This is a genomic window from Polaromonas sp., assembly GCF_029945925.1.
GTDB lineage: Bacteria > Pseudomonadota > Gammaproteobacteria > Burkholderiales > Burkholderiaceae_C > Polaromonas.
This window is the reverse complement of the sequence record NZ_JAQSDN010000039.1, coordinates 120,528-135,459: the sequence shown is the minus strand read 5'-3', so window position 1 is coordinate 135,459 and position 14,932 is coordinate 120,528. Positions and strand designations below refer to the sequence as shown.

At 65.8% G+C, this 14,932-nt stretch carries 13 protein-coding genes; 4 read left to right on the top strand and 9 right to left on the bottom strand.

What is annotated here, in order from left to right:
• Positions 1-224: 224 nt before the first annotated feature.
• Complete coding sequence (locus PSV40_RS12045; protein ID WP_300537751.1) at positions 225-737, top strand: hypothetical protein; 513 nt, start codon at positions 225-227, stop codon at positions 735-737.
• Here the strand turns inward: PSV40_RS12045 and PSV40_RS12040 are convergent.
• Positions 734-1,639, bottom strand: coding sequence for a LysR substrate-binding domain-containing protein (locus PSV40_RS12040; protein ID WP_300537749.1), 906 nt, complete (start codon positions 1,637-1,639; stop codon positions 734-736). The two genes, PSV40_RS12045 and PSV40_RS12040, sit on opposite strands and share 4 nt — an antisense overlap.
• A gap of 181 nt (positions 1,640-1,820) precedes the next feature.
• On the opposite strand from PSV40_RS12040, the gene PSV40_RS12035 reads away from it, so the two are divergent.
• Positions 1,821-3,011 carry an acyl-CoA dehydrogenase gene (locus PSV40_RS12035; RefSeq protein WP_300537747.1) on the top strand — a complete coding sequence of 397 codons (1,191 nt, stop codon included), beginning with the start codon at positions 1,821-1,823 and terminating at the stop codon, positions 3,009-3,011.
• Between the two features lie 4 nt (positions 3,012-3,015).
• A complete protein-coding gene (locus PSV40_RS12030) occupies positions 3,016-4,227 on the top strand; it encodes a CaiB/BaiF CoA-transferase family protein (protein WP_300537746.1) in 1,212 nt (403 codons plus the stop codon).
• Positions 4,228-4,361: 134 nt separating this feature from the next.
• On the opposite strand, the gene PSV40_RS12025 is transcribed toward PSV40_RS12030, so the two are convergent.
• From PSV40_RS12025 to PSV40_RS12000, 6 genes are all read right to left on the bottom strand, one after another.
• A complete protein-coding gene (locus PSV40_RS12025; protein WP_300537744.1) occupies positions 4,362-8,042 on the bottom strand; it encodes a molybdopterin cofactor-binding domain-containing protein in 3,681 nt (1,226 codons plus the stop codon).
• Complete coding sequence (locus PSV40_RS12020) at positions 8,039-8,536, bottom strand: (2Fe-2S)-binding protein (RefSeq protein WP_300537741.1); 498 nt, start codon at positions 8,534-8,536, stop codon at positions 8,039-8,041. Before PSV40_RS12020 ends, PSV40_RS12025 begins: the two co-directional genes overlap by 4 nt.
• A gap of 190 nt (positions 8,537-8,726) precedes the next feature.
• Positions 8,727-9,452 carry a bifunctional nicotinamidase/pyrazinamidase gene (pncA, locus tag PSV40_RS12015; RefSeq protein ID WP_300537740.1) on the bottom strand — a complete coding sequence of 242 codons (726 nt, stop codon included), beginning with the start codon at positions 9,450-9,452 and terminating at the stop codon, positions 8,727-8,729.
• Between the two features lie 49 nt (positions 9,453-9,501).
• Complete coding sequence (locus PSV40_RS12010; protein WP_300537737.1) at positions 9,502-10,239, bottom strand: ABC transporter ATP-binding protein; 738 nt, start codon at positions 10,237-10,239, stop codon at positions 9,502-9,504.
• Positions 10,236-11,018 carry an ABC transporter ATP-binding protein gene (locus PSV40_RS12005; protein ID WP_300537735.1) on the bottom strand — a complete coding sequence of 261 codons (783 nt, stop codon included), beginning with the start codon at positions 11,016-11,018 and terminating at the stop codon, positions 10,236-10,238. The genes PSV40_RS12010 and PSV40_RS12005 overlap by 4 nt, the downstream gene beginning before the upstream one ends.
• Complete coding sequence (locus tag PSV40_RS12000; RefSeq protein WP_300537733.1) at positions 11,015-12,913, bottom strand: ABC transporter permease; 1,899 nt, start codon at positions 12,911-12,913, stop codon at positions 11,015-11,017. Before PSV40_RS12000 ends, PSV40_RS12005 begins: the two co-directional genes overlap by 4 nt.
• Here PSV40_RS12000 and PSV40_RS11995 point away from each other — a divergent pair.
• Positions 12,912-13,070, top strand: a complete 159-nt coding sequence (locus tag PSV40_RS11995; protein WP_300537731.1) for a hypothetical protein — start codon at positions 12,912-12,914, stop codon at positions 13,068-13,070. The genes PSV40_RS12000 and PSV40_RS11995 overlap by 2 nt on opposite strands.
• On the opposite strand, the gene PSV40_RS11990 is transcribed toward PSV40_RS11995, so the two are convergent.
• Positions 13,067-14,242, bottom strand: coding sequence for an ABC transporter substrate-binding protein (locus PSV40_RS11990; RefSeq protein ID WP_300537846.1), 1,176 nt, complete (start codon positions 14,240-14,242; stop codon positions 13,067-13,069). The two genes, PSV40_RS11995 and PSV40_RS11990, sit on opposite strands and share 4 nt — an antisense overlap.
• Before the next feature lie 79 nt (positions 14,243-14,321).
• Positions 14,322-14,906 (bottom strand): amino acid synthesis family protein, encoded by a 585-nt coding sequence (locus PSV40_RS11985; RefSeq protein ID WP_300537729.1) that lies wholly within the window; start codon positions 14,904-14,906, stop codon positions 14,322-14,324.
• Between the last annotated feature and the right edge of the window lie 26 nt (positions 14,907-14,932).

Genomic DNA, 14,932 nt, shown 5'->3' with positions numbered 1-14,932 from the left:
CAGGCGATTTGCTATGAATTAAATAGCTGCTGCCGCTAGTGGGGCAAGGGCTGGAAGGGTATTTTTCATGTAAAACGCCACCGCAAGCCGGGTGGGCGGCGCGCAGCCGTGGCAAAAGCGACCGCAGCAAGCGACCGGTCCGGCATCCGGGTGGCCGACGCTGTTTCTCGCTTTGCGTACAGTAGGGTGTTGAAATGCGCAGCGCGCGGCTGATGGAGACACTGATGACCCCCATTCTGAAATCGCATGTGTGGCTAGGCACCGGCCTGCTGGTGCTGGCGCTGGCGCCCGCCTGGGCTCAACTGCCGACCGTCACCACCCGGACCGAAACCTGGACCGGCACCGGCCCGCCGCCGGACTACAGCGCCATCGAGCGAGCGCAGTGGGAACAATGGCAGCTGCAGCGCGAGCAGGAACGGCGCCAGCGTGAGCTGACGCGCCAGCAGGATGCCCAGATCCGGCAGAGCCAGGAGAGCCTGGGCGAACGGGCGCTGCGGGAGCAGGCGCAGCGCAACGGCAACTGGGTGCCGCAGCGGCCCGGCCTGAGCGACCAGGAGCAGGCCCGGCGTGAACAACAGCAGCTGCAGCGGGACCAATGGCGGCAGCAGCGCGAGCTGACACGCCAGGATGACCAGCGGCAACGGCAGAGCGAGGAGTCGCTGGGCCAGCGCGCCCTGCGCGAGCAGGCGCAGAACCGGCGCGAACAGGGCCGCATCTCCAGCGGTGACAGGCGTTAGGGCTGCGCCTCGCGATAACGGGTGGCCTGGTCGTCGAGCCAGCTGCGGAACAGCGCCAGCACCGTGTTGTCGGACTTCTGTTCCGGGTAAATGAAGTAATAACGCCGGTCGCTGACAAACTCGTGCTCGATCAGCGGCACCAGGCGGCCCTGTTTCAACTCCTCTTCAATCAGGAAGCGCGGAATCAGCGCCAGACCCTGCCCGTGAATGGCCGCCTCGGTGGTGATGGAAAACAGCTCCATGCGCGCGCCGGCCAGGTCGTTGTCGATGTGCAGGCCCAGCGACTCAAACCACTGTCGCCAGGCATAAGGCCGCGTGCTCATCTGCAGCAGCGGCAGGTGCGCCAGGTCGGCGGCCTTCAGCGTGCGCCGCGTCTTGACCAGCGCCGGGCTGCCCACCGCCACCAGGCGTTCGTCCATCAGGAAACAGGACGCCGTGCCCGGCCAGCCGGCGTCGCCCGCAAAAATGGCCGCATCCAGCGCGGTATCGGCAAACAGGAAGGGTCGGGTGCGCGACGACAGGTGCACCGCAATATCTGGGTGCAGGCGCTGGAAATCACCGAGCCGCGGCACCAGCCACTTGGCAGCAAAGGTCGGCACCACACCGAGCTCCAGCGCCCCGCCGGCACCGCCCTTGGCCATCAATGCCAGCGTGTCGCGCTCCACGTCGTCGAGGCGTGCACGCACGTTGCGCGCGTAGTTGGTGCCCGCTTCGGTGAGCAGCACCCCGCGTTTGGTGCGCCTGAACAGCTTGACGCTCAGGAAGTCTTCCAGACCGGCGATCTGGCGGCACACCGCGCTTTGGGTGACAGCGTGCTCCTGCGCCGCCTGGGTAAAACTCTGGTGCCGCGCGGCTGATTCAAACAACGCCAGCGCCGTGGTGGAAGGGATTTTTCGTCGCATGGCGGGCTCCTGCCTGGGCGGCTTGGTTGGAGTTCCATTTTTGCACAAACCCGTGCCAAATCATCGGTTGCGCCCGGCGGTTGGCTAAGCGTATGCTTGAGCCATCGTCATCCTTGCCCCGGCCTTCTGAGTTGCGATTTATGCACACAGACAGGCCTCCCACCCCCTTTGGAGATTCCCCATGAGCCCCAGCCCCCAAAAAGCCAGCTTCCACTGGGCCGACCCCTTGCTGCTCGACCAGCAGCTGACAGACGACGAACGCATGGTGCGTGACACCGCCAGCGCCTACTGCCAGGAGCAACTGGCGCCGCGCGTGCTGGAAGCCTTTCGCCATGAAAAAACCGATGTAGCGATTTTTCGCGAGATGGGCTCGCTCGGCCTGCTGGGCAGCACGATTCCCGAAGCCTACGGCGGCGCCGGCCTGAACTACGTCTGTTACGGTCTGGCCGCGCGCGAGGTCGAACGCGTCGACTCCGGCTACCGCTCCATGATGAGTGTGCAGTCCTCGCTGGTGATGGTGCCGATCAACGAGTTCGGCAACGAAGCCACGAAACAGAAGTACCTGCCGAAACTGGCCACCGGCGAATGGATTGGCTGCTTCGGCCTGACCGAACCCAACCACGGCTCCGACCCCGGCAGCATGATCACGCGCGCCAAAAAGGTGGACGGCGGCTACAAGCTCTCGGGCGCCAAGATGTGGATCACCAACAGCCCGATCGCCGACGTGTTTGTGGTCTGGGCCAAGGACGATGAAGGCGCCATCCGCGGCTTTGTGCTGGAAAAAGGCTGGAAAGGCCTGAGCGCACCGGCCGTGCACGGCAAGGTCGGCCTGCGCGCCTCCATCACCGGCGAAATCGTCATGGACGAAGTCTTCTGCCCGGAAGAAAACGCTTTTCCCGACGTGCGCGGCCTCAAGGGCCCGTTCACCTGCCTCAACTCCGCCCGTTACGGCATCGCCTGGGGCGCGCTGGGTGCGGCCGAAGACTGCTTCCACAAGGCGCGCCAGTACACGCTGGACCGCAAGCAGTTCGGCCGCCCGCTGGCCGCCAACCAGCTGATCCAGAAAAAACTCGCCGACATGGAAACCGAAATCGCGCTCGGCCTGCAGGGCTGCCTGCGCCTGGGCCGGATGAAGGATGAAGGCACGGCTGCCGTTGAAGTGACCTCCATAATGAAACGCAACTCCTGCGGCAAGGCACTCGACATCGCCCGCATGGCGCGCGACATGCTGGGCGGCAACGGCATCAGCGACGAGTTCGGCGTGGCGCGGCACCTGGTCAACCTCGAAGTGGTCAACACCTACGAAGGCACACACGACGTGCATGCGCTGATCCTGGGCCGCGCGATCACCGGCATCGCCGCGTTTTCCTGAAGCCATGACAGGCCCCGCTGTTCGCCCGCCGCCGCTGACCGGCGTCCGGGTGCTGGATCTGTCGCGTGTGCTCGCCGGCCCCTGGGCCGGGCAGCTGCTCGCCGACCTGGGCGCCGACGTGGTGAAGGTCGAAAAACCGCAGGGCGGTGACGACACGCGCGCCTGGGGCCCGCCCTACCTGAAGGACGGCGCGGGCCGGGACACCACCGAAGCCGCCTACTTTCTCTGCGCCAACCGCAACAAGCGTTCGGTCGCCATCGACATCGCCACGCCCGCAGGGCAGGCGCAGGTGCGCGCCCTGGCCCAGCGGGCCGACGTGGTGCTGGAAAACTTCAAGGTCGGCGGGCTCAAGCGTTACGGGCTGGACTACGCGAGCCTGAGCGCGGCCAACCCGCGCCTGGTCTACTGCTCGATCACCGGCTTCGGCCAGACCGGTCCTTACGCGGCGCGCGCCGGTTACGACTTTTTGATCCAGGGCATGGGCGGGTTGATGAGCGTGACCGGCCGACCCGATGGCGAGCCCGGCGCCGGCCCGCAAAAAGTCGGCGTGGCGCTGACCGACATCATGACCGGCCTGTACGCCACGATTGCCGTGCAGGCCGCCCTGGCCGAGCGCGAAAAATCCGGCCTGGGACAACACATCGACCTAGCGCTGCTGGACGTGCAGATTGCCTGCCTGGCGAACCAGGCCTCCAACTACCTGGCCGGAAATATCGTGCCGCGCCGCATGGGCAATGCGCATCCGAACATCGTGCCCTACCAGGACTTTCCGACGGCCGACGGCGACATCATCCTCGCGGTGGGCAACGACGAGCAGTTCGCCAAATTCTGCAAGGTCGCGGACCACCCCGAATGGTCGGCCGACGAACGTTTTTCCACCAACGCGCAGCGCGTGGCAAACCGCGCCGTGCTGGTGCCTTTGCTGCGCCAGGCCACGGTGATGCGGACGTCGGCCGAATGGATTGCAGCACTCGAAGCCGCTGGCGTGCCTTGCGGTCCGATCAACCGCATCGATGAGGTGTTTGCGGACCCGCAGGTGCAATCGCGGGGCCTGCACATTGACATGCCGCACGCGCTGGCGGGCAGCGTGCCGCTGGTGGCCAACCCGATCCGGCTGTCCGGCTCCCCAGTGACTTACCAGCGGCCGCCGCCCATGCTGGGCGAACACACGGCCGAAGTGCTTACGCAATGGCTGGGTGTACCAACAGCCGGCTGAGCGCCAGGACCGGAAAATTCTTGCCCCCTCGCCCTCTCCCAGGGGGAGAGGGCGTAAAACCAGCCCAGACGATCTGAGCAGTTACGCTTTGAGATAAAAATGGCCTCCAGCCCAATACTGGCGGGCGCTAGCAGCTATTTATTCGATAGCAAATCAGCTGTGCCCTCATGGCTTCCTGCCGTGGCGCGCAGGCGCGACACGGCGGCCGGCAGGTCTTGCCAGGCCGGCTGATCCGGCGCATACCGGCTGCGCATGTAGCTTGCCAGCGTGGCAATCTGGTCATCGTCCAGGCTATGGCGGAAAGCCGGCATGAAGCCAATCGCTGCCGTCGCGGGTGCGCGAATGCCGTCCAGGATCACACGAACCAGGTTGTCGGGCCGCTCGCTGTGCAGCTTGCTGTTCAAGGCCAGCGGCGTGTTGACACCCAGCAACTTCGGTCCGTCCCCGTCGTGGTGACAGGAGGCGCAGGCGCCATTGAACAGGCGCTGGCCGGGGCCGGGCAGCGCCGCGCCGCTCTGCTGCGCCGCCAGCACCACCTGCCTGGCACGCTCGGCACTCGCGGGCTCGGCAAGGGGCTGGTTGAACGAGGTCAGGTAGCTGGCCATGGCCCGGATATCGTCGTCGGGCAAGGCGCCGAGTTCCTTGACCACAGGACCCATCGGGCCGGCGGCAGCGCCATGCTGCAGGCTGTAGCCCTGGCGCAGGTAGCGGTACAACTCGCCGGAGGTCCAGGGCACGGGCGCGCGTGACAGGGCCGTCAGCGCAGGGGCCTCCCAGCCATCGACCACCGCGCCGGACAGGAAGGCCGGGCCACCGCGTTCGGCACCCAATGCATTGCGCGGCGTGTGGCAGGCACCGCAATGCCCCAGGCCGTTGACCAGGTAGGCGCCGCGATTCCACTCGGCCGTTTGCGCCGGGTTCGCCTGGTAGGGCGAAGGGTCATGGAACATCGCATTCCAGACCGCCATCAGGGGACGCACATTGAAGGGGAATGCGACCTGTGTGGCCGGCGTCTCCGAAGACACGGCCGGCTGGGCCATCAGGTAGGCGTACAGCGCGGTCAGGTCCTCATCACTGGTCTTGGCAAAGGCCGTGTAGGGAAAGGCCGGGTACAGGTGGTGGCCATCGCGCGAAATGCCCTCACGCATGGCGCGCTGGAAGGCGCTGAAGGACCACAGGCCGATGCCGGTCTGTGCATCGGGCGTCAGGTTGGTGGTGAATATCTTGCCGAAGGGCGTGTCCATGGCGCGGCCGCCGGTATTCGGACTACCGCCGGGTGCGGTGTGGCACACCACACAGTCACCGACCGCCGCCAGTTGCCGGCCGCGTTCAATCGTTGCCGCGGTGTAGATCGATGAACCACCGGACACCACCGGTGCAATCGCGGGCCGCCAGCCCAGCAGCGCCGCCGCCAGGCCAAACACGCCAGCCAGCATCGCGCCGGCACGCGACCAGCGGCCCAGGCCCTGGGGCCAGGGCGCGTTGCCGGGCGGGCGGGCCAGCGGCGGCGCTGCGGCCAGGGCGGGCGATGCGGCCGGCACCTGGTCCGGCGCCGGTTGCAGTGCGGCACGCACCACTTCCGCGGTGAACGGCGGCTGGCGAAAGCGCACGCCGGTCGCGTCAAAAATCGCATTGGCGATGGCAGCGGTGCCGGGCACCGAGGCCGACTCCCCCGCGCCCAGTGGCGGCTCACCCGGGCGCGCCATGGTCACCACCTCGATCACCGGCACATCCCTGAAACTCAGGATGGGGTAGCTGCCCCACTCCAGGCTGGCCACGGTGTTGGTCTTCGGATTCAAGGTGACCTGCTCGGTCAGCGCCCGGCTGGTGGTCTGCACCACGTTGCCATGGATCTGGTGCTGCACACCGGCGGGGTTGATCAGCGTGCCGGCGTCATGCCCCACCACCACACGCCTGACCTGCACTTCACCGGTCTTGCGGTTGACCTCGACATCGGCCACCCAGGCGGCCCAGGCCGCGCCGTAGCCCGGCCATTTGCTGTGCACATAACGCGCGTAAGCGACGCCCTGGCCGTGCACGATGTCGGACGCCTCACCTTGTTCCCCGGCCTGTTGCTGCGGCTGGGTATGCACTTTCCAGCCAGCACGATCGGCCGTGGCACGCAACAGTTCTGCGGCACGTGGCTCGCTCAGGTACCGCAGGCGGAACTCGACCGGGTCCACGCCGGCGGCTGTAGCCAGCTCGTCGATGTAAGACTCGTGGGCAAAGGAATTGGGCAAAGCCGACACACCGCGCAGCCACGAAGCGCGCAGCATGGGCGGCATGTCGTTGACCGACACACGCAGGTTCTCGTAGTCGTAAGGCGGGCGCGCGCTGCGGTCGCCCATTTCGTAGGCGCGCGCCACCGGCTCGACGGTGCGCGTGAGCAGCAGCGCCAGCGTCGGTGCGCCGTTGGACGGGTAGGAGGTCTGGAAGTCATAGGCGGCGACCGAGCCGTCGGCATTGAGCCCGCCGTTGACCTGCATCAGCTGGGCAGCGCCCTTGGGCTCCCAGGCATGCTCCTGCTCGCGCGTCAGCTGCACCCGCACCGGCGCACCGACCGCGCGCGAGAGCAGGGCCGAATCGGCGGCCACATCGTCGGCACAGTTGCGTCCGTAACAGCCGGCCGCCTCCATGCGGATGACGTCGATGTCCATGTCCGCCAGCCCCATGAGGCGCGACAGGTCGGCGCGCAGCACGTGCGGGTTCTGGCTGCCGGCCCAGACCGTCAGAGACTCTCCACGCCAATCGGCCAGCGCACAGGAAGGACCGATGGAGCCGTGCATCTGGTAGGGCCAGACATAGTTGCGCGGCAAACGCTGGGTCGCGCCCGCCATCGCGGCATCCACATCACCCTCGTCAATCAGCTTGCGCTGCGTCGCCGGGTTGGCGCGGATGGCCGTTTCCAGATCGTCGAGGTTCGTCAGTCCCGGCCAGGGCTTCCATTGAACACGCAGCTCGCGCAGCGCCTGCTCGGCGTGTTCCTCGCGCTCGGCGACGATGCCGATGAAATCGCGGATGACCACCACCGCACGAATGCCCGGAATATGCGCAATCGAGGACTCATCGACCGACGCCAGCGTGTTGCCGATAAAGTCGCCGTGGTCGGCCCCGGCATACGGCGGCCGCACCACGCGGCCGTGCAGCATGCCCGGTACCCGCATGTCGTGCACAAAGGTCAACGCGCCGGTGGCCTTGGCCGGAATGTCAACGCGCGCCGAGCTGGTGCCGACGATGCGGTAGTCCTCCGGGGATTTCAGCGGCGAATCCAGCGCCAGTGAAAGTTCCACATGCTGCTGCGCCACCAGGGCGCCGTAGGCCACCGACCGGTTTTCACTGCCGATCACCGACACCTGGCCGTCACGCACCGTCAGCAGCGCCCTGTCCACCTGCAACACACCGGCGGCCCGGTCCACCAGCCAGGCGCGCGCCTGGGCGGCGGCCGCCCGCAAGGGCACGGCGTGAATCTGTATCGACGCGCTGGCAATCGTGGCACCTTGATTCGGCGCGCGGGTGGTATCGCCCAGCACCATGTTGACGCTGGCCAGCGCAACGTCGAGCTCTTCCGCGACGATCTGGCCGAGCGCCGTGCGGATGCCGGTGCCCAGGTCCACATGGCCGTTCAGGGCCGTCACGCTGCCGTCGTCCCAGACAGCCAGCAATATTTCCACCCCTTCAAGCGGATTGCCGCTGACCAGCGCGGGCTGGCCCGGGGTGGGCGGCGGCGCAGGCGGCGGCTCACGCGTGACCAGCAACACGCCGCCGGCTGCGTGGAAGTCGGCGCGTGTGAGGGGGGTGTCGGCGCGGCGGGTCATGGCCGGGGGTCTTTGGCACGGGCCTGCCGCGTGAGCTCTGCCGCACGCAGCACGGCGTTCACGATTTCGAGATGGGTACCGCAGCGGCATAAATTGCCGGACAACTCGCGGCGTATCTCATCGTCCGTCGGATCCGGCTTGCGCGCCAGCAAGGCAGTGGTCATCATGATCATGCCGCTCAGGCAGTAACCGCACTGGGCGGCCTGCTCTTCGATAAAAGCCTGTTGCACCGGATGCAGCGCCGCCAGGGACCCGAGACCTTCCAGCGTGGTGATCTCGCGGCCGGCCACACCGGTGGCCGGGATCACGCAGGCTCGCGCGGCCACGCCGTCCACCAGCACCGTGCAGGCCCCGCATTCACCCAGGCCGCAGCCGTATTTGGGGCTGTTGAGTTCGAGGTCGTTGCGCAGCACCCCCAGCAGGGAGGCCTGCGCCGGGACCGTCAGCGTCCGCGTCAAGCGGTTGACGCTGAAGGTCACGATCTGCGAGCTCATCGGATCTAGTAGGCTGAATCAGTGAAATCGCCGGCAAGCGGCTGCCCAGCGGTGTGCCAGGCAAGGCGCAAAGCACAGGCGGGCCCGCAGGCCCGGCGCGCATTTGCAACGCCGCATGGCGCGGCGAGGGGCGGTCGAGTGACGGTGAACTTCATTGATTCAGCCTACTGTTGGCAAGTCAGGTCGCGCTTCAGGCCAGGTCGGTGGACTGGATTCGTTTGACGCCCCTGGCCGTCATCTGCTTCCAGGCCGCCGCCAGCGATCCGTTCAGGTCAATGGCACGCGTGGCGTCCTCGATCACATAGACCTCGAAACCCGCCTTGCGCGCATCCATCGCCGTCCAGGCGACGCAGAAGTCGGTCGCCAGCCCGGTCACGAAAACGCGTTTGATGCCGCGCTGCTTGAGGTAACCACCCAGGCCAGTCGGCGTCTTGCCATCGGCCTCGGTGAAGGCCGAATAACTGTCCACTTCCTGGTGGTAGCCCTTGCGCACGATGACCTGGGCCGTGGGCAGCGCCAGGTCCTTGTGCAGGGCCGCGTCGTCCGTTCCCTGCACGCAGTGGTCCGGCCACAGCACCTGGTTGCCGTAGGCCAGTTTTTTGACTTCGAAGGGTTTCTTGCCCGCGTGGGTGCTGGCGAAGGACGCATGGCCCTTGGTGTGCCAGTCCTGCGTGATCACGATGTTCTCGAAAGCCGCGGCGAGCTTGTTGATGACCGGCACCACCTCTTCGCCGCCCTTGACCGGCAGGGTGCCCCCGGTCACAAAACAGTTCTGCACATCGACCACAATCAGCGCGCTTCTGGCGTCGGGCTTGATGCCGGCGGCAAAGGCCACGCGGCCGGCCAGGCCGGCAGCCGCCACGAGGCCGGCGCCGGACAGGGTTTTCAACAGGGTTCTGCGGGTAGCGGGATGCATGATGCGATCTCCTTGAACGGGTTGAATGACGTTGACAACAACTGGCGCACTAAACGCTGAGGTAGGCGCGCCGCACCTCTTCGTTGGCCGACAGCTCGGCCATGGAACCCTCGTAACGGATCTGGCCTTTTTCGAGCACATAGGCCCGGTCCGACACCAGTTCCGCAAAATGCATGTTCTGCTCGGACAGCAAAATACTGACGCCCTGCGACTTGAGCTCCAGGATCATGTGCGCCATCTGCTCGACGATCACTGGCGCCACCCCTTCCGAGGGCTCGTCGAGCAGGACCAGGTAGGGGTTGCCCATCAGGGTCCGCGCGACGGTCAGCATCTGCTGTTCGCCGCCGCTCATGCGGCCCCCCTGGCGGTCCGGCATCTCGCCGAGGTTGGGGAACAGCTTGAACAGCCGCTCGGGTGTCCAGACCGGCGCCTGGCTGCCGTCGGGCCAGCGGCGCGGCGGCTGCCGCCCCACTTCCAGGTTCTCCATCACCGTCAGGTCGGTGAAGATGCGCCTGTCTTCCGGTACAAAGCCCAGGCCCATGCGCGCCGCATGGTGGGGTTCGCTTTTTGAGATGTCGGTACCCAGAAACGAAACACTGCCGCGCCGCTTGTCCAGCATGCCGATCAGCGTTTTGAGCGTCGTCGATTTTCCGGCGCCGTTGCGGCCCATCAGTGCCACCACTTCACCGCGCCGCACCTCGATGCCCACGTCGTAGAGGATCTGGGCGGCGCCATACCAGGCGCACAGGCCCCGGGCCTGCAGCAAGACTTCGTTCACAGCGCTCATGAGGCGGCATCCTTTTCCAGTGTCTTTTTCTCGAAGGTCTTGCCGCTGCCGAAATAGACCTCCTGGACTTTGGGGTGGTCGCGGATTTCCAGCGGCTTGCCTTCAGCAATCAGCCGCCCCCGCGCCAGCACGATCATGCGGTCGGCATAGGCAAACACCACATCCATGCTGTGCTCCGTGAACAGCACAGCCATGCCGCGGTCGACGACCAGCTGCTTGGTCAGGGCCATCAGGTCGTTGCGCTCCCTGGGCGCCATGCCGGCCGTGGGTTCGTCCATTAGCAGCAGCTTGGGGTTGTTGGCCATGGCCATGGCGAGTTCCACGCGCTTGACGTCGCCGTAGGCCAGCACGCTGCAGGGCCGGTCGGCCTGAGCCTTCATGGCGACCTGGTCAAGCAGCACCAGCGCCTCCTCGCGCTTGTGGTCGGCGGCGCGGCGCCACATGGAAAACAGCTTGCGGTCAGATGACAGCAGCGCCATCTGGACGTTCTCCACGACCGTCAGTGACGAAAAGGTCTCTGCAATCTGGAACGTCCGGCTCACGCCAAGCCGCCAGATGTCGCGCGGGGCCAGGCCAATCAGCTCCTGGCCGCCGAGCTGGATCGAGCCGGCATCGGCCCGCAACTGGCCGTTGACCATGTTGAAGGTGGTCGACTTGCCGGCGCCGTTGGGCCCGATCAGCGCCAGCAACTCGCCGGCGGCCAGTTCGAAACTGATGCCGTCCACCGCCTTGACGCCCCCGAACGATTTTCCCAGACCGGATACTTTGAGCAAGCTCATGACTGCCCCTCCTTCGCGCCGCGCAGGCGCGACAGCAGTTGCTGGACAAAACCGGCGATCCCTTGCGGAAACAGCAGCACCAGGATCAGGATGATGGCGCCCAGCATGGCGCGCCAGTAGTCGGTGTTGCGCGCCACCGTGTCGTGCAGCCAGGTGAAGGTGACGGCGCCGACGATGGGCCCCACCAGCGTCTGCACGCCGCCCAGCAGCACCATGACCAGGCCGTCGATGGATTTGCTCACATGCAGGCTTTCCGGGGAAATGCTGCCTTTGGAGAAGGCATACAGCGCACCGGCCAGGCCCGCGAACGTGCCGGCGATGACAAAAGCCACCCATTGCATGCGCTTGACGTCGATGCCGATCGCGTCAGAGCGAAGCACCGAATCGCGTGCAGCACGCATGGCGTAGCCAAAGGGTGAATACAGCATGCGGTGCATCATCAGCACCGCCCCGGCCACCAGCGCCAGCGTCAGGTAGTAGTACATCTTTTTGTCGGCCAGCCATTCGGACGGCCAGACGCCGGTCAGCCCGTTGCTGCCACCGGTGAAGGCATCCCACTGGTAACAGATCGCCCAGGTGATCTGGGCAAAGGCCAGCGTCAGCATGGCCAGGTACACGCCAGACAGGCGGACACAGAACCAGCCATAGATGAAAGCGCCCAGCGCCGCCAGCGCAGGCGCAACAACCAGGGCCACCTCCATCGGCAGGTTCAGGCTGCGCACCAGCAGAGCGGCGCCGTAGGCACCCAGGCCGAAGTAGGCCGCATGGCCGAAGGAATGCATGCCGGCCGGGCCCATGATGAAGTGCAGGCTGGCCGCAAACAGCACGGCCACCAGCAGGTCGATCAGCAGGACCGTCACGTAGGGCGACTGTGCGGTCAGCGCAGGCATCAGGACCAGCAGGGCCAGCAGGGCGGCGCCGCCGAACTTGTAGAGGCGATCGGGCGGGCGCAGCGGCTCCTCGGCCGTGCCCGCATGGCGGCTGGTCGCCTGGGGCCGGCCGAACAGGCCCCAGGGCCGGGCCACCAGCACGACGGCCATCACGAGAAACTCCACCACCAGCGTGAGTTTGGAAAAAGAAATGCTGACGCCCCAGATTTCCACCAGGCCCAGCCAGATGCAGATGGCCTTCAACTCGGCAATCAGCAGCGCTGCCACATAGGCACCGGGGATGGAGCCCATGCCGCCGACCACCACCACCACAAAGGCGGCGCCGATGATGTTGAGGTCCATCTCGAGGTTGGCGGGTTCGCGCGGCAGCTGCAGCGCGCCGCCCAGGCCAGCCAGCAGCGCACCCAGCGCAAACACCGCGGTGAACAGCCAGGCCTGGTTGACACCCAGCGCGCTGACCATCTCCCGGTCCTGCGTGGCGGCACGCACCAGCGTGCCCCAGCGGGTTTTGGTCAGCAGCAGCCAGAGCAGGCCGAGAACCACCGGGCCGGCAACGATCAGGAACAGGTCGTAGGACGGAAATTGCCGGCCAAGGATGGACACCGAACCTGTCAGGCCGGGCGCCCGCGGGCCCAGCAACTCTTCGGGCCCCCAGAACCACAACACCCCGTCCTTGATCACCAGGCCCAGCGCAAAGGTGGCCAGCAACTGGAACAGTTCGGGTGCGCGGTAAATGCGGCGCAGCAGCAGGACCTCGACCAGCGCACCAAGCACACCGACGGCCAGCGCGGCCAGCAGCAGGGCCGGCCAGAAGCCGACCGTGCCGCCCAGGGTGGCCACCAGCGAATAGGCCACATAAATGCCGACCATGAAAAATGAGCCGTGCGCGAAGTTGACAATGCGCGTCACGCCAAAGATCAGCGACAGCCCGGCCGCCACCAGAAACAGCGACGACGCACCGGCCAGACCGTTGAGCAACTGGACGACAAAGCCTGAAAAGCTCATGAATTACCTTCTTTTTTTACGGGAGGAGACAGCCTCTTGCAAGGGCCATGACAGGCAGGCCGCCGTGCAGGAGTCCATCGACGGCGACACCTGCGGCCGGCACCCGCGCGCCAGGCGCGGGACCGAACGTGGTTTCGCCGTGCGCCAGGCTGCTTAGTCGGCGGGGCGCAGCTTCTTGACTTCTGCGGCTGACGGCTGGAACTTCGCGCCGTCCATGTAGCGGTAGTCCACCATCACACCCTTGCCGCCCTCGTTTTTGGTGCGCCCGACGTAGGCACCCATGGTGGACTGGTGATCTTCAGGACGGTAGACCACGGGACCAAAAGGCGTGCTGACCTTCAGGCCGCTGAAGGCCGCGATCATCTTTTCGGTATCCGTGGACTTGGCTTTTTTCATGCCTTCGGCCAGCGACTTGATGGCGCTGTAGCCCACCACGGAACCCAGGCGCGGATAGTCCTTGTACTTGCCGTGGTAAGCCAGAAAGAAGGCCTTGTGCTCGGGCGTCTGGATGCCGTACCACGGGTAACCGGTAACCAGCCAGCCATTGGGCGTCTCGTCCTTCAGCGGATCGAGGTACTCGGGTTCGCCGGTCAGCAGGCTGACGACTTCGCGGCCCTGGAACAGGCCGCGGGTGTTGCCCTCACGCACGAACTTGGACAGGTCGGCACCGAAAAGCACATTGAAGATGGCGTCCGGCTTGGCATCGGCCAGGGCCTGCACCACGCTGCCGGAGTCCACCTTGCCCAGAGGCGGCGCCTGCTCGGCGACGAACTCCACATCGGGCTGCGCTTCTTTGAGCAGCCTCTTGAAGCTGGCGGCCGCGGACTGGCCGTATTCATAGTTGGGGTAGACCACGGCCCAGCGTTTTTTCTTCATCGCGGCCGCATCGGGCACCAGCATGGCCACCTGCATGTAGGTGGAAGCGCGCAGGCGGTAGGTGTAGCGGTTGCCGTTTTGCCAGACGATCTTGTCGGTCAGCGGCTCTGCAGCGAGAAAGAAAAATTTCTTCTGTTTTGCGAAGTCCGTCAGTGCCAGGCCGATGTGCGAGAGAAAGGAGCCGGTGAGCACATCCACCTTCTCGCGCGAAACCAGCTCCTCGGCAGCACGGACCGCGTCACCGGGGTTGGCGTTGTCGTCACGGACAATCAGCTCGACCTTCTTGCCGTTGACACCGCCGGCGGCATTGATTTCCTCGACAGCCAGCTCCATCCCCTTCTTGTAGGGCTCGAGAAAGGCGGGCTGGGCCTTGTAGCTGTTGATCTCGCCGATCTTGATGACTCCCTGCGCGTGGGCGGTCCCCAGCGAGGCCATCAGACCCAGAAAAGTCATGGTACCCAGCATCTTGTATTGCATCTTCATAAAAAACTCCTGCTTGTCGTGGATCGGAATGGTTGGTGAGGAGCGCCGCTTACCGGAGCCCGTCCTCGCCCTTGATGTCGTGGACTTGCAAGCCGCCCACGCGCGGTAGTGGTCGGCCGCTGTCTGTGACGACGACAGCAACCACAATTTCATTGGCACGCGGTGCGTCGGCGACACGCGCTTCCATGGCGTCAAAATGGCTGCGTACAAAAGCCGCGTCCTTGTGTCCGAGCGGAACGTCGATCGCGGTACCCAGGCCGCCCCGCTTCTTGCTGGAGGGCACGAGGGCCGCGCCCTTTTCGACCGCCAGGCGCAGGGGCGCACCCAGCTTGGGATGCAGGATGGCTGCCGCGTGCTCCAGTTCTCCGGCTTCGCCGACAATCGCCGCCTTGCCGTAACTTTGCGCCTGACCGGGCGAAATGCCCAGCGCCTGCACACATTTGGCGCCCAGCAGGCCGCCAAGCTCTTCCCCGATGGCGATCAGCTCGTCGAGATTCTCGACGTACTTGCCGGCAAAAGGGTTGGCGATCACCGCCATGGCCAACGCCCGCCGTGTCGGCGGATGGACCGCTTGCCCCATTTCCATCCGGGTCTCGTCCACCTGGACAATGATTTTTCTGATCGTGGCTGTCATGTTGTGTGTCCTTGCGTGTTGTTGTT